Genomic DNA, 16,500 nt, shown 5'->3' with positions numbered 1-16,500 from the left:
CGGATGAATTTCCCCTTTACTCAACACACCTACCATCAAATTAAAATGCTCCTGAAATGGCTATTGATCATTACTCCACTCGCTGTGATTGTGGGGTCCATCAATGCCTTTTTTCTGTGGTTACTTTCCAAGGCCACGGATTTCAGAATTTCCACTTACGACAATTATGCATGGATCATCTACCTGTTGCCTTTGGCAGGGGTCGCCATCATCTGGGCTTACCGTAAGTTTGGGAAAAACTCCGAAGGGGGCAACAACCTGATCCTTGATGAGATCCATGCCTCCAGTGCAGGAATTCCTGGTCGCATGAGCCCTTTTGTCCTATTTTCCACGGTCATCACCCACCTTTTTGGGGGCTCGGCAGGCCGAGAGGGGACGGCCGTTCAGATTGGAGGAGCCACCGCCGAACAACTGGGCAAACTTTTCCGCCTGGACGAAAACGATCATAAGCTGATTTTGATAGCGGGTGTCGCCGCAGGTTTCGGCTCCATTTTCGGCACACCATTTACTGGGGCAATTTTCGCTCTGGAGGTGCTGTATATCGGCCGCATGCGATATAATGCGATTATTCCAGCGCTGTACGCTTCTGTTATCGCCAACTTCGTGACCGTCGCCTGGGGGACTCACCACAGCCATAACAAGCTCAGCAACATCACCGACCCGATCAATGTGGCCTTTAACATGGACATCCATTTTCTGCCCGTTAGTTTGCTGATCATCAAAATTATTGTTGCCAGTATCGCATTTGGTCTGGCGGGTTATCTTTTTGGGGAACTCACCCACCAGGTGAAAGACACCCTCAAAAAACACATCAAAAACCCTTACCTGATTCCCGTTGTTGGGGGTGCCGTGGTGATCGCCATTGTTACGGCGACACAAAATTATGATTATATCGGTATTGGGGTGAAGCCTTACCATGAGGGAGGCGTTGCCATCAGTACGGCCTTTCAGGAAGGTGGAGCATATTGGTACTCCTGGATTTCAAAATTAGTATTGACCGCCATTACACTTGGCGCAGGATTTAAAGGTGGCGAGGTAACCCCATTGTTTTTTGTGGGTGCCACTTTAGGCAACACCATGGGTGTTTTACTTGACGGCCCCATTCCATTGTTTGCCGCACTGGGATTCATTGGCGTATTTTCTGCCGCCACCAACACTCCCCTGGCTTGTACCATTATGGGCGTTGAACTTTTCGGCTCTGAATATTTCCTTTACTTCGCCTTGGCCTGTTTCACAGCTTATTATTTCAGCGGGCATACAGGGATCTATACCTCCCAGAAAGTGCATACACCGAAGCATATTGGTTCTTTGCAAAAGTTTGAAGAAAATTTGGGGCAATTGAGGAAAAAGGGTAAACATTTACGACCTCCAAAAACCAACTCCTCGGATGACTCGAAGGGTTAGGCATAATTATTAGCGGTTGATTTTGTACGCAGATGACACTGGCTATCGGGTTTGCATATAAATAGCAGAAGATTTATGTGCAATATATTTCTGGTGAAAACAAAAATAGCAGAAAGGACCAAACTATAAGTTTAGCTCTTTTCTGCTATCTTTTTTATGCCTTGCAGCCACTGGCTTTTACACCAGTTTATATTTTTAATTTCTTCCTGCCATAACGCCACCATCAGTATCCCAAATTGCTCCTGTAACCCAGGATGCTTTTTCTGAAAGTAAAAATTATACTTCCCTCAATAATTTAGGCAGCAAGTTAAAACAGCATATCAACCTGTAAATCAAGAAAAAGAAGAAGGGCATTTAGCCCTGACTTCAAAATTAGCGTGGCGTGTGAAGCGATCAAGGAAAACTCTCCTATTGAAGGTAAAAACAAAAAATATGTCGCTTCAATTGAAAAGTAAAAATTAGAATAATACCACAAAAAATTATTCAAAAAAAAGATTTGCCATTATAGCAAATCTTTTTCTACATCTTCTCAAACTGAAACTTGATTAAGGGTGTCGGTCCAAGCGGGACGCTTGAGGCAATATCAATTTCACCCCATATTATTAGATTACATTCTCAAAGCAAAGCCGACTGTCCAGCCGTCATTCTTCATCGAATATGGCTGATTTTTATACGTCAGACGATTCCAATATTCGACAAAGAATATCTTGAAAATGTTGTGCAAACCATAACCAACGGCCATATAAGGCTCCTGATAGGTTTGAAAATGTCCGTCAGCTGGAAAGTAAGCCGCATTGAGTTGTTGGTTCTCTTTGGACATTCCGCCATAGGCAAAATCAAAGTCCACGACAACGCCCATGCCTGTTTTTTCATGCAACCACCTCAAACCAGGCACCCTGTTGAACAGCGCCCCTTCGAAAAAGTGCTGCATCTCAAATTCAACATACTTATCACTTACAAATTCAAAAGAATTCATGATCTGATGGCTTCCATAAGCATAAACTGGCCCGTCGATTCCCTGCGAAACCCGCAAAAAAGGAAATGGTGCTTTCCCCTGAATAAATCCCGCCTGAAGGAAGTAGGACGTCTCCCCCATAGAAGGAATCACTGGGGCAAATTCTGAGCGCAACTGAAAATACACTTTGTTGTAGGTGTAAGAATGATGTTGCCCATCGACGACATTTCCTGGCACATAACCCAGTCGAAATTCAGGATACGGCTGCCCGCCTTTTCTGAGTAATCGGTAATTTTTATTGTATAAACTACGGTCATGCGGGCTCCATCTCAACTCGACCACCCCTTCATTGGCAATCCAGTTAGGTGTGGGCATATCTGTTCTGAATACATTTTTTTCTGGAGCACTCAACTCCTCATGTCGCACTGCGGTCGTCAGCAACCAGTCAGGGTGTAATCGTGTGGTGAAGTCGGCCTGGGCGAGGCGTTGATAGAACGGCATCCGTTTAGAAAGTGCTCCCCACTGAGCCATGCGGAAATCCGCTTCGAGTGGCGGTTGTTCAAAAGATAAGTTCGCCAAAGGAGCCAGTTCATTGCGCACTTTCACGCCAAGCGTCAATCGCTTCTGACGGTTAAAAATGACCCTCGTATCAAGATTGTATTTCCATTGCTGATCTTGCACCCCATAGCCCGAGTAAGCAGAAACAAACAGCTTTTTGTTAAAGAGCTCGTCTGTCATGGCCCCTGCACCCGGACGCGCCCCTTCAATATCGTTATAAAGCATAAAATCAAGGGCGTGGCCAAGATCCCAGTGCTTGAATTCATAATAGCCTGAGCCAAAAACATTCACCCATTTATTGAACTTGGCAATGCGGCTTGTGCTGTTCAGCTGATCCATCACCTGCATGGCATTGTCTGAAGCCTGCGCCAAGGCAGGAGCTACATAGTTGGACGAAGACACTGGTGCCGTTGTGGCCGTTGCTTTTTTACCATCAAGCCAACAGTCCCGCAAAGTGTAGTGCGCATTCAGGTGTTTGAAAACTGGCAGGCCCGTCATTTCCTGATTATAGTGTGTAACCGTTGGGTAATGCTCCCCATTCGGGCCAGTCATCCATTGCTGATCGAAATCAAAATGGGTCAAAAAGTTCTGGTTGGCACTGTTTTTCAGCTTCATACTCACCTCTGTCAGCAGACTGTCCTGAGCACAAAACCACAATGTCCCGATAAAACCTGTCTCTATATTTTTCTTGGGCTCAAAATCCAGCTTATAGAATTTCTTACCACTTCTTTCCACTGGCTCATCAGCCAATACAAATTCATAAATCTGCCCGCCAAGACTGTTGAAGGGCGATACCACCGTGCGGTCCATCACAATCACCTGTGGATTCATGATGTTGTCGATCATCAGCTTGGCATTGCCCATCACCTCGCCAAGTACCCCGTTGGCATCAAAGCCGAGTCCTTTTTTCTCCTTTTTGATGGTTTTAGTTTCAATGACTCTGCCCTGTCTGATTTTGCGTACCAAATCATATTGTGCGACCATTACCGGAAGGTGCTGTTTGCCATCTTTCTTATCGACGGTCAGGTATTTCGATAAATCTGCCATCAGCCAACCCGTATGTTCAGGCTTGTCGGTGGTTTCCCAAAGGATGGTTGCTTTTCTCGACTGACGATGGTGACGGTCTTTGGCCACCTGCTGTCGCCATGCTTTTCGGTTTTTCTTCAAAAATGCCAGTGCAGGATTTTCACCGGCCTCCACAACAATTTCCCCCAGTAATTTTGTTTCCGAAGTCATTTCAATGGCATGGCCTTTCATATCAAAAACCTGTGCTACCGATACCGTGCGGTTATGATAACCCATATAATTGATGACCAGCGAATCCTGTGGAGTAATCGCTTCAAGGTTCAATTCGAACTTCCCATCCATTGCAGTATTCACCCCTACACCGTAATGGTCTTTTACAGCAATAGCGGCAAACGGCAAGCCTGAGCCATTGTCGGCATCAATCACCTTCGCCCTCAATACGGATCTTTTCGCCAATTTCTCCACCCGTTTTTGTGCTACGGATGAAAAAGCAAGGCCAGCCACCAACCACCAGCAACAAGCAAGGGCTTTAAAACTGATTGTTTTTTTGCGTTTTGGTGATGTCGCTTCAATGAGTGCTATATGGAGTCGTGTATTATTCATACTTGAATTCGATTTTTCTTCTTCACGGATAAAGGCTTGACATTAAGCCCCACTCAGTGATAAGAGCAGCAGGTGTAGGTTTACCCCTACTCAAAATAAAAAAGACCTTAAAAAATTCTTTCATGATCTTTTTAAAGCAATATATAGCCAACATCATACCACAGGGACTTTGGCCAACAGCTAAAAGAAAAAAGGAAACTCGATATATATTTGCAGTTTTCGGTAATGATAAAAATAGCAATAATAAACACTTATTCGATAAGCGTCAGACTTACGCGCCCCTTCATGCAGTACCGCAACACCTTTCGAGAGGTTCGCTTTACCCCCACGAATCACGAAAAACCCACACCCCAATAAAAAATTAAAAAGCCTGATTTATACATTATAAATCAGGCTTTCAAAGTTAATTCCTCAATACTTTATCCATGGTTTTAAAGAAAAACCAACGATATCGATTATTCTTTCTGATACTCCTCTTCAATGACTTGCAAGATCGTGGCACAGGCCTGTCGAATTTCTTCTTCAGAAATTACCAAAGGAGGTGCAATGCGGAATGCGTATGGCGTAGAAAGAAACCAATAGGTAATTACACCTCTTTCAATGCATTTGGTTACCACCCGATTAACCAACTCAAAACTGTCCATATCAATGGCAAACATCAGTCCTTTTCTGCGGATTTCCTTCACCGCAGGGTGCGTATTCAGCAGGTCTTCAATCAATTGCCCTTTGCCTTCAGCCGCTGCAATCAGCGGTTCTTCTTTCAGGGTTTCCACAACAGCATTGGCCGCCGCACAACATACAGGATGCCCGCCAAAAGTAGTAATATGCCCCAAAATAGGATCATGACTAAGGGTTTTCATCAACTTTTGATTCGCCACAAAACAGCCCATCGCCATACCGCCTGCCATGCCTTTAGCCATGGTCAGTACATCGGGCACGACGCCGAAATGCTCAAAAGCAAAGAATTTCCCCGTGCGTCCGAAGCCCGTCTGAATTTCATCAAAAATCAGTACCGCACCGACCTCATCACATCGCTTACGGAGGGCTTTCATATAATTTACTGAAGGAATCCGAACACCGGCATCGCCTTGAATCGGTTCAACAATCACCCCCGCCGTACGCTCGGTAATCTGCTTCAAATCTTCCTCCACATTGAAGTCGATAAAACGCACATCCGGCAACAACGGACGGAAAGCATTCTTCTTCACCTCATTCCCCGACACACTCAATGAGCCATGCGTATTTCCGTGGTAGGAACGGTTGAAACTCACGAGTTCCGTGCGCCCCGTATATCTTTTGGCCAGCTTCAGCGCCGCCTCATTGGCTTCTGTACCCGAGTTCACAAAATAGGTACAATTCAGCTGCTCGGGCAAAACAGACAATAAATTACGGGTGAGGTCGATTTGTGGCTTCTGCACCATTTCACCATAGACCATCACAAACAGGTATTTGTCCACCTGATCCTTCACCGCTTTAATCACCCGTGGATGACCATGCCCCAAATTATTCACCGCAATACCCGAGATCAAATCCATATAGGCCTTCCCCTCAGTATCGTACATAAACACGCCTTCAGCACGCTCAATCTCGATACCTAAAGGGTAGGGAGAAGTTTGCGCTTGGTGCTGATAAAATATTTCTTGATTCGTCAATTCCATGAACCTTAATCGCTTATTTTTCGCAAGTTAAGGCGTATTGAGAACATTTTCATTATTCGGAGGGGAAAATCGTGGACCCGTCGTATCCTATCACCCACAACTGAAGCAATGGGCTATTAATACAAAAACGCATTGAAATGGGTTGAGCCCTTCACTCATCAAACATCGCAAATCGAATATTCCAATACCAAAATCTTCAATTTTTCGTAAATTTGAACTTGTAAGAATAAATCCCCAACATATGCTCCATCAAGCACTGCAAAAACACTTCGGCTTCGACACCTTCCGCGAAGGTCAGGAGGCTACGATCAACCATATCATGCAAGGAGAATCGGCGGGAGCCATCTTCCCTACCGGATCGGGCAAGTCGCTCTGCTACCAATTGCCGGCGGTGCTGCTGCCGCACCTGACGGTGGTGGTCTCCCCGCTATTGGCCTTGATTCAGGATCAATTAAAATTTCTGCACAGCAAAGGGATTGCGGCTACTCGCATCGACTCAACGCTCAGCCCCGATGAGGCACGGCAAATCACTACTGACCTGAAGGCAGAAAAGTACAAAATACTGTTTATCTCCGTGGAACGCTTCAAAAACGAACGCTTCCGCAAATTTCTGCAACAGCTACAACTTTCGCTTTTGGTGGTGGACGAGGCGCACTGTATCTCAGAGTGGGGCCACAATTTCCGCCCCGACTACATGAAGCTGCCCGATTACCGCCGTGCGTTCAACTTTCCGCAGGTGTTGCTACTGACTGCAACGGCTGCACCAAATGTTGTTAAAGATATGGCCCGAAAGTTTGAAATGCCGATCAATAACTTCACTGTTACGGGATTTTATCGTAAAAATCTAAAGCTTTTTATCAAGCCGTTCGATGGCAGTGAGCGTCTTGATAAGCTGGTCAAATACTTCCAGCACTATCCAAAAGAGGCGGGTATTGTCTATGTTACCCTACAAAAGACGGCCATGGAAATTGCGCAAGCGTTGCAAACACAGGGTCTGAATGCGGTGGCCTATCACGGGGGCATGTCGTCGGACGATCGCCGAACAATTCAGCAGGATTTCATGCTTGGTACGCACGACATTATCGTCGCTACGATCGCTTTTGGTATGGGGATCGACAAAGCCAATATCCGCCACGTGGTACATTACGACCTGCCGAAGTCGATTGAAAATTATTCGCAAGAGATTGGTCGAGCGGGTCGTGACGGGCAGCCGGCAAACTGTGTCTGCATGGCCGACCTGAGTGCCAAACAAACGCTCGAGAACTTTGTCTATGGCGATACCCCCGAAGCGGATGCGATTGCGCATGTACTCAACGATTTGGCACAAGCCGAAGGGCAATGGGAATTTCAGCTCTACCGCATGAGCTACGATGCCAATATTCGTCAGGCGCCGCTCAAAACTTTATTGGTCTATTTGGAAAGTGAGGGCATTATCACACCATCGCACAGCTACTTTGCGGAGTATCGGATGAAATTTGAGACGGAACAGGAAAAAGTCATCTCCATGATGCCTGAAGGGGAAAAACGTGAATTTGTGCGTGCCATCTTCAACTACAGCCAAATGGCAGTTACGTGGATGACCATCAATTTTGAAAATATTCAAGAGCAATATCCGCAAGCCACACGAGAGCGCATCATCACCGCCTTAGATTATTTCCATGAGAAAAAACACATCATCCTCGAAACGAAAAATCTCACTGAGGTTTATCATGTACAGCCGGATGCACAAGCAGTTGAGATATTGACGGAGAAATTTGCCACGCTATTTCTGCATAAAGAGCAAGGTGAGCTCCAGCGCCTCGAGGCGATGATAAATTTCTTTGAGCGTGATGGTTGCCTGAGCCGTAAGTTATCGACCTATTTTGGTGAAGCACCCCATTGGGAGGCCTGTGGTCATTGCTCCTACTGTCTCGACCACGCAGCCACACAATTCCCGAAAACAACCAACGAGCAGCAACTTGCAGATTTCGACTTGGAAGCGATGCGGGATGCCGCCGAAGCGTGTTACAAAGCACCACTCTCTCCGCGATTGCTCGCCAAGTTTTTGTTGGGCATCACCATGCCACGCTTTAGCCGTTTGCGCAATCGGCAGGCTGCAGGTTTTGGCAAGTTGGAAGGCCTGCCTTTTCATGAGGTGATGGATGCGCTGAAGCTGCTCCCTGTACGGACTTACACCGATTAGCGGTGCAACCCTTAAATTCTGCGCGATAATTTATCTCCAGATGAATGGGATGATGAGATTAAAAGGAACTACCTATAAAATCCTTTTAATCTCAATAATCTGTGGACAATAAAAAATTGCGCGGTAAAGATTGATCACGCCATTAGTTCATCGCCATGCAGCGCACCAACAAAAAAAGGGAGTCCATTGCTGAACTCCCTTTTCAAGATTGACAGATTAAACTGCCTATGATTAACTCACTTGAGTCTTATTTTGCAGCCTCAATTTTTGAACATTTAATCATGTTTGTACGGCGCTCTCCGTCCATTGGGAAAGAAGAAACATGTACAACAATATCGTTCTCACGAAGGGCATCTTCGTTCATCAACACTTTTTCAGTGTGCGCATGCAATGCCAATGATGAAGTGAATGTTTTTGGTAACAAGAATGGCTGAACACCCCAAACCAAGTTCAATTGTGTCAAGACTGCTTTGTCGTTGGTGAACACAAAGATTTTGGCTTTTGGACGGTATTTCGCAAGGTTTGTCGCTGTAAAACCTGAAGTTGTACTACCGATGATCGCCTTTGCGTTAATTGAAGAAGCCAACTGCGTACCTGATCTTACCACTTCTTTAGACATGAAGTATGGAGATTCTGGCGTAGAAGGGTAAGTACGGTCATACTCATACTGAGAAGACTGCTCTACAGTGCGGCAAATATCAGCCATCACTTTTACTGCATCCAAAGGATACTGACCAGCAGCAGACTCTTCTGAAAGCATTACGCCATCTGCACCATCAAATACTGCCGTAGCAACATCGTTGGTTTCAGCACGTGTAGCGATTGGGTTTTTCACCATCGACTCCAACATTTGTGTCGCAACAACTACTGGACGCGCCTTCTCGTGACATTTTTTGATGATTGATTTTTGTACCAATGGCACTTCAGCAGCGTTGGTTTCAATTCCGAGGTCACCACGTGCTACCATGATTGCGTCTGATGCTTTGATGATCGAATCGATATGTACCAATGCTTCAGGGCGCTCAATTTTAGAAATGATACGGCATTTTTTTCCAGCATCATTAATTTTAGTACGCAAGAATTCTACATCAGCAGCCGTGCGCACAAAAGAAAGTGCAATCACATCTACTTCATGTTTCAGACCGAATTCCAAATCAATCAAGTCTTTCTTCGTCAATGCTGACTCCGAGATATTTGTATCAGGAAGGTTAATTCCTTTACGTGATTTCAACAAACCACCTACCAATACTTCCGTATGAACTTCATCCGCTTCAATACGCTTCACAACCAACTGTAAACGACCATCATCAATCAAGATTTTTTCGCCTACCTTTACATCGTTTGCAAAGTTTTGGTAAACAGTAGATACTTTTTCAGACGTACCCTCGCATTCTTTAGTCGTAATGATCAATGGCTGACCTGCAACGATCTGCTGACCATTATCCTTCACCTGACCTACACGGATTTTTGGTCCCTGCAAATCCTGAAGAATCGTGATGTTAAAATCGAACTCTTTGTTAATTTCGCGGATCGTGTTGATCACCTTCAGGTGGTCTTCATGAGTTCCGTGAGAAAAGTTCAATCGCATAATGTTAACACCTGCAATTGCAAACTGCAATAACATTTCTTTGGTACTGCTGGCTGGGCCAACAGTTGCCACGATTTTCGTACGCTTAGTGGAAATGGACATCTTATTATTTCGTTTTTTTATTTGCATTCAAATGTAGGGATTAAGCAGTAGTGGATACATGATACGTATCATCAAAAAAAGCCAAGCGCTTGAGTCTTTGCAACAACCTCAAATACCGGCCTGTTTTCAGGATCTATTTTACCACAAAACAATTTATACACTTCTATTTTTAAGCAATTCGCATAATTTGAACAAATCACCAAATCGGCTTTTTTTGACCCACTAACCTCTTAGCACCTTAGATTAAATTGAAATGGACAAAAATTGTTTCTAAGGAACATACTTAAGTTTAAATGATACATAAATATCATTTTAAAAGACAAGAAACAAGCCTTGATATCTTTTGCATTAGCTGAAAGTTTTTATATTTCGCACTAAAACATCAATTTTTATTGTCCGCTTTTTGTTCGTGCGAACAACAATGACACAGACCACTAAAATGGGCTCAAATCACTCCTTTCCATGGAAAAATGGCGTTGAAACATCATTTGACCACTAACAATCGGTTGCGCGGTTTCCGTTTTTCGTGAAAAAATGGCTTTGGCAAGTCTGCAAACCTCCGACTTTTGGCAGCCTACAAGATATAATGGGGGTGCACAAAATATTGACACCATTAAAAACAGCACTTTTCAGATCCTATTTTTACAAAAATCAGATAGTCAGGTTTACATGACCTTCCTACGGGTGTTGATCATGGCATCAATTGATTTATACAGAAAAAGGGCAACACCGCTATGAACGTCTTGCCCTTTTATGGTCAGTGTATGCTGAAGCTACACTTATTATAATGTATTGATCGTTGCTTGCCGCCAAATTGGCAAAATGAACCGTGATTGTCCGATTCATGCAGATTCAACATGTTGCTGATTAAACAGAAACGGCTGCTTTAATATGTGGGTGCGGATCGTAGTTCACCAACTCGAAATCATCAATTGTAAAATCGAAAAGATTTTTAACCTCAGGGTTGATTTTCATTTGAGGTAAAGCACGTGGCTCACGACTCAACTGAAGTTCCGTCTGCTCAAGATGATTGGTATATAGGTGGGTATCGCCGAAAGTGTGAACAAACTCGCCCAACTCGAGCTCACAAACCTGAGCCATCATCATCGTCAGTAAGGCATAGGATGCAATGTTAAATGGTACGCCGAGGAAAAAATCCGCCGAACGCTGATACAACTGGCAGGAAAGTTTACCGTCAGCAACATAAAACTGAAACATGGTATGACAAGGAGGCAAGGCCATCTTATCAATCTCCCCAACATTCCAGGCATTCACGATCATGCGTCGGGAATCTGGATTGTGCTTAATTTGCTCGAGCACTTCAGCAATCTGATCGATGGTACGACCATCTGCTGTGGCCCATGAACGCCACTGAGCGCCATATACAGGTCCGAGGTTCCCCTCTTCATCAGCCCACTCATCCCAGATACGCACCTTGTTTTCCTTCAGGTAAGCAATATTGGTATCACCTTTAAGAAACCACAGCAACTCATGAATAATGGATCGCAAGTGCACCTTTTTGGTGGTCAGCAAAGGAAATCCTTCTGCAAGATTAAAGCGCATTTGGCGCCCAAATACTGAGATTGTCCCTGTTCCTGTACGGTCTTCTTTTTTAGTGCCATTCTCCAGGATGTCTTGCATCAGGTCAAGATATTGCTTCATGATGATATGATATGTTGTGCGTGATTTTCTTTTTTAACACCCAAAGGTAAGGAAAAATGAATTTACGAACCACCCCAAGGCTAAAAATGCATTTTCTGATTTCGTTTTCTCGGGTTGGGCTTGGTCCAGTCACGGTTACGGTTCTTGCCAGGCTTGGAGCGCAACACTTTCGGCAGCCCATCTCTTTGCGGCATACCGAAGTAATAGCTCAGGCTGAACTGTATATTATATTGTTTGAAGGTCTCCCCTTCGACATGGTTCAGGTCCCGCATGCCATTTTGATAGGACAGCGCCAGACGAATCGGCCCCATATCGAAGCCACCAGTAACATTCACCCCCATGTCCCAGGGCTCAATATGGCCTTCCTGTCCGCCCCACACCAGTTTATTGCCTTCGGTATCGGTTCCATTAAGGTGAATTTGTCCATAGAGCCCTCCATATATAGACACCGCCATGCCGTCAGCCACCTCCACACGAAAACCATAATTTAGCGGAATATTGATCACGTTCATGGCGTAGGTCTGCTTGATATTCTGATAGTAGACATGGTACCCTTGCGACTGATAATCCACACTCACATTCCATATCATAAAAGAGAAAAACTGCTGTTCAAAACCCACGCCAAGCATTGGGCCGAGTCTTGAATCGGTAAATGTCCGTAGCTGATCGGAATCAATCAACAGGCTGTTGCCCAACACGGCACCTGCTTTAATATTGATGCGCTGTGCTTGTGCCTGAAAAGAGGTCAGCAACATAAAACACACGATCAGGGTGCCAAAAAGGTCAAGTAATTTTCTTCTCATATTATAAGGTCAATATTGGTCGTCAAAAAATTAATGCAATTTACTCATTGCTATATACTAAAACAATTGCGGAGGTTTGCCAAAATCCGCCACAAAATGTTGAACGGTTTACACGGCGCTAAAGCCCACGGCTATTGTCTGATCTATTTATTTACAGATTAATACTTATGCTGATTCCTCCTATGTTATGCAGGTCCTGCCGCTCTGACCAAGTAATAGACAAAATAATGCAGACTGTTCGGTAGGTTTCCGTTATTGCCGTTGTCAAAATACGATGCCATATTTACGATGACCGAAAAAACCTGTGTGAATCGCCCACACAACGGCACCGTTTAACGCTCCTGCAGAGGGCTCAGCCGTTCATAGCCCAGTTCATAAATTTCATGTTCTGCCCAAAAGCCGATCCATACTTTACCATTCCACCGATAGACGACCCTTCCAGCATAAGGAGCGTCCTCTTCTTCATACTGAAAATCAATCAGTAAATAATCCCCGAAAAGCTGCCCCTGTCCCCACTGCGGGCTGCCCGTCTGCCCAATTTGCCAATGCGCATCAATGCCTTCATCGGATTTATTCAGTTGAATAATCCCCACATAGTAAGCCGACAGCATCTCAGGGTTATGGCCATCCAGGGCATAATGCGATGAAAGATTTACAGCGGAAGCTTCCCGATGCTCCAGCCCCTCTAATTCCAGTCCGTACATCTGAATATAATCCTCATACATCCGATTGAACAATTTTGCCACTTGCGCTTCATTCGTTACAGTGGCAAACCGCCAACGGTCGGCATTACGTTGCTTAAGCCATCCCAGCATATTCATGATCACCCTATTATCTGATAAAAATGCAGCGCCTCCACAGGCCCTGCATTTTCAATGTTTATTCTATTTACAAAAAGCTTCGAGGCTTTGTTTGGCATCTTCAGAACCTAAATTTGCCGCACGACGCCAAAACTGACAGGCCTTTTCATCGTCTCCTGCCTGCTTGGCCATCAGGCCGAGGAAAAAGTGCGCCTCGGCATTGTCTGCATTCAGTTTTATGGCTTGCATAAAGTCGGCCTCTGCCGCCTGCTGATCGCCCATTTTCAAGTGCAGCTGTGCCCGGTTATAAAACACCGTTCCCTGCTCGGGTTGCAAATTGAGTGCAAAATCATAATCTTTCAGTGCCTGCTCAAAGTTATTCAGCTTAACCAGCACAAAAGCCCTGTTATTGTACAGGTCCACCATGTTGGGCTTCAGTTTTATGGCCTGATTATAGGAGGCCAGTGCCTCTGCCCACTGCGAGAGCATCCGCTGTGCATTCCCCTTATTGTAATAAGCCTTGTATTCCTGTTGGTCTATGGCAATTGCCTGCGAGCAATCCATAATGGCAGAATCATATTTAGCTTCACGGAAATACACCACCGCACGCATATTAAAAGCGGTGGCATTATCGGCTTGGCGATCCACCACCCTGCTGAGCCATTGTTTGGCCTCAGCAGTATTGCCAGCGTTGAGTGCTACTTTTGCTTCCTGCATCATATCCTCCACCGCAGGCTGACAGGCCATCATTAAACCTGCCAGGCATAATGGGCGCAATATCTTGATTGTTAATTTCTTCATGGGTTTGGTTTGTTGGGAGGTCGTCAATGGTTTTAAAAAGTCCAGCCATGGGGTCAAGACCACTGCGACGACCACTAAATTATAATTCACCACAAAGCTAATAGATTCCGTTAAAAGGAATGGAAAATATCCCTGATTATCGTAATTTCGGATTCCCTTTTGACAGAAATTCAGTATGAAAAAAACAATTTACATCGCAAGACACGGCCAAACGGATTATAACAAGGCTGATTTGGTGCAGGGCCGAGCTATTGATGCGCATTTGAACGACTACGGACAAGCACAGGGCGACGCCATGTCTGAAGCTTTAATGAAGGTCAGTTTCGATAAAATTTACACTTCTTCTCTTCAAAGAACATGGGAAACCGCCCGCCTGTTATTGGAGAAAGGCTATCCTACTGAAGCGGTAGAGGGGCTTGATGAACTGCATTATGGTGTTTATGAAAACACGCCGATTAATCAGGAAGGTGATAATGTATGGAATGTGATGAACCAGTGGATTGAGGGCAACCCGAAGGCGAAAGCAGAAGGCGGAGAAAGCCCTGTTGAGGTGCAAAACCGACAAAAAGAAGCCCTTGAGGGTATTCTTGCGGAACCCAACGAGCAAACCATCCTTTTGGTGATGCACAGTCGGGCAATTCGTATTTTGATGTGTACCTTACTGAAAAAGCCCCTCACCGAGATGCATACTTTCACCCCAAAAAATACGGGCATCACCAAATTCAGCTACGATACGGTGAGCAAGACTTTTGAACTGATCGAGTTCAACAATACCGAACACCTTGAAGGCTTGGCGCCTCAGTAAGAGCGAGTTTAAAACTTCAAATTCGCGACGATAATTTGGTGTATAGTAGAAGTGATCCATCATTCCACTTCAATACCAATCATCTGAATTTGCAGCAGGATGGTCAGTTTTAAACGCACCCTTAGTAAAACCAAAAAATGAAACAAAAAAATGCCTTGCGATCACCACGATCACAAGGCATTTTTTTCTGAAGAAAATCAATTCCTCCCTAAATTGCTTTAAATATTTAGCTGTACTGAGGGATTATCGAGGCAATCAACCACCGCCTCAGCGCCATCAGCCTTCGGTTAATACGCCCATTTCAGATATACACTTCCCCAGGTAAAGCCTCCGCCGAAAGCTGACAACACAATATTGTCCCCTTTCTTGAACGACTGCTCCCATTCCCACAAACACAACGGAATTGTGCCTGCAGTGGTGTTCCCATACTTATGGATGTTTACGGCTACTTTGTCCATACCCACCTGCAAACGCTGCGCAATGGCTTCAATAATCCGTTTATTGGCCTGATGTGGAATGAAATAGGCCAAATCCTCGCTACTCAGCTTATTGCGCTCCATAATCTCCAGCGTAACGTTGCTCATGTTCGTTACCGCATGCCGATAAACCTGTCGGCCATCCTGATAGAAATAATGGTCGCCATTCTCAACGGTTTCATGGGTTGGCGGATATGCAGAACCGCCACCTTTCATCATGATCATGTCTTTACCGACCCCGTCGGAGTTCATCACACAATCCTGAATGCCTAAGCCTTCGGCGTTGGGCTCCAATAAAACAGCGCCCGCCCCATCGCCAAACAGAATGCAGGTGTTGCGGTCTCTGTAGTTCATCACCGAGGACATCTTATCCGCCCCAATCACGAGTACTTTTTTATATTGCCCAGAAGTTACCAAAGCGGAACCTACATTCAGTGCATACACAAAGCCACTGCAAGCGGCTTGCATATCGAATGCAAAAGCCCCCTGAATACCCAGCGCTTCACACACCAAATTGGCAGTGGATGGAAATAACATGTCGGGAGTCATGGTTGCCACCAGCACAGCATCAATTTCCTGTGCCTCAACATCCGATTTTGACAACAAATCCTTAACGGCCTCAATTGCTAAAACAGAAGTCCCTTTCCCTTCTCCCTTAAGAATCCTTCGTTCTAAAATTCCTGTCCTGCTAACGATCCAATCGTGGGAAGTTTCCACCATAGTTTCTAAATCAGCATTCGATAGAACATCCTCTGGCACATAGCCACCGACAGCGGTAATAGCTGCATTTTCTATGGTCATGGTATCGTTATAATGAGTTATTCTCTAAAATAAAATGATAATTGTTTTCAAAAGTAAGAAATAAGATCCAAATGTCGCAATATAAAAGTCGTAAAAAACACAATTATTAACGCAACATGCAGGCCTCACTTATCCTTCTGAGTTTCCTAAAAACAAAAACATAGCAACATCATTGCCAAACTTCCATTTTCGCATAAAATTTATAATATCATTTTGCCTTTTCCGCATTTTCCATATTCTTTTACCGTCTGAAAAAGACAGTAAAAAAGTTAACTT

General features: G+C 44.8%; 11 protein-coding genes. 3 read left to right on the top strand and 8 right to left on the bottom strand.

Annotation, left to right across the window (positions count from 1 at the left end):
• Window positions 1-3: 3 nt before the first annotated feature.
• Window positions 4-1,404 (top strand): voltage-gated chloride channel family protein, encoded by a 1,401-nt coding sequence (locus AABK40_RS04890; RefSeq protein ID WP_332922048.1) that lies wholly within the window; start codon window positions 4-6, stop codon window positions 1,402-1,404.
• A 607-nt stretch (window positions 1,405-2,011) separates the two neighbouring features.
• Here AABK40_RS04890 and AABK40_RS04885 read toward each other — a convergent pair.
• Together AABK40_RS04885 and AABK40_RS04880 are read right to left on the bottom strand one after the other, a co-directional pair.
• Complete coding sequence (locus AABK40_RS04885; RefSeq protein ID WP_338397791.1) at window positions 2,012-4,546, bottom strand: carboxypeptidase-like regulatory domain-containing protein; 2,535 nt, start codon at window positions 4,544-4,546, stop codon at window positions 2,012-2,014.
• Window positions 4,547-5,001: 455 nt separating this feature from the next.
• On the bottom strand, window positions 5,002-6,204 hold the full coding sequence (locus AABK40_RS04880; RefSeq protein ID WP_338397790.1) for an aspartate aminotransferase family protein: 1,203 nt from the start codon (window positions 6,202-6,204) through the stop codon (window positions 5,002-5,004).
• Window positions 6,205-6,445: 241 nt separating this feature from the next.
• Between AABK40_RS04880 and AABK40_RS04875 the strand changes: the two genes are divergently transcribed.
• Window positions 6,446-8,386, top strand: coding sequence for a RecQ family ATP-dependent DNA helicase (locus AABK40_RS04875; RefSeq protein WP_338397789.1), 1,941 nt, complete (start codon window positions 6,446-6,448; stop codon window positions 8,384-8,386).
• Between the two features lie 247 nt (window positions 8,387-8,633).
• Here the strand turns inward: AABK40_RS04875 and pyk are convergent, their stop codons facing one another.
• The 5 genes from pyk to AABK40_RS04850 all read right to left on the bottom strand — a co-directional run bounded on the left by pyk (window position 8,634) and on the right by AABK40_RS04850 (window position 14,142).
• The gene (pyk, locus tag AABK40_RS04870; RefSeq protein ID WP_332922043.1) at window positions 8,634-10,076 is read right to left on the bottom strand and encodes a pyruvate kinase; all 1,443 of its coding nucleotides are present in this window, start codon (window positions 10,074-10,076) and stop codon (window positions 8,634-8,636) included.
• An 867-nt stretch (window positions 10,077-10,943) separates the two neighbouring features.
• Window positions 10,944-11,738: a thymidylate synthase gene (locus AABK40_RS04865; protein WP_332922042.1), complete on the bottom strand. Its 795-nt coding sequence runs from the start codon at window positions 11,736-11,738 to the stop codon at window positions 10,944-10,946.
• 80 nt (window positions 11,739-11,818) lie between these two features.
• Window positions 11,819-12,541, bottom strand: coding sequence for an outer membrane beta-barrel protein (locus AABK40_RS04860; protein ID WP_338397788.1), 723 nt, complete (start codon window positions 12,539-12,541; stop codon window positions 11,819-11,821).
• Window positions 12,542-12,873: 332 nt separating this feature from the next.
• Window positions 12,874-13,362: a hypothetical protein gene (locus AABK40_RS04855; RefSeq protein ID WP_332922040.1), complete on the bottom strand. Its 489-nt coding sequence runs from the start codon at window positions 13,360-13,362 to the stop codon at window positions 12,874-12,876.
• Window positions 13,363-13,425: 63 nt separating this feature from the next.
• Window positions 13,426-14,142, bottom strand: a complete 717-nt coding sequence (locus tag AABK40_RS04850) for a tetratricopeptide repeat protein (protein ID WP_338397787.1) — start codon at window positions 14,140-14,142, stop codon at window positions 13,426-13,428.
• 175 nt (window positions 14,143-14,317) lie between these two features.
• Here AABK40_RS04850 and AABK40_RS04845 point away from each other — a divergent pair, with 175 nt between their 5' ends.
• Window positions 14,318-14,947: a histidine phosphatase family protein gene (locus AABK40_RS04845; protein ID WP_332922038.1), complete on the top strand. Its 630-nt coding sequence runs from the start codon at window positions 14,318-14,320 to the stop codon at window positions 14,945-14,947.
• 287 nt (window positions 14,948-15,234) lie between these two features.
• On the opposite strand, the gene AABK40_RS04840 is transcribed toward AABK40_RS04845, so the two are convergent.
• Window positions 15,235-16,224, bottom strand: a complete 990-nt coding sequence (locus AABK40_RS04840; protein WP_338397786.1) for a beta-ketoacyl-ACP synthase III — start codon at window positions 16,222-16,224, stop codon at window positions 15,235-15,237.
• Window positions 16,225-16,500: the final 276 nt, after the last annotated feature.

Origin of the sequence: Persicobacter psychrovividus, assembly GCF_036492425.1 — a bacterium.
GTDB classification, from domain to species: domain Bacteria; phylum Bacteroidota; class Bacteroidia; order Cytophagales; family Cyclobacteriaceae; genus Persicobacter; species Persicobacter psychrovividus.
This window is presented reverse-complemented; position numbering and strand designations above follow the sequence as displayed.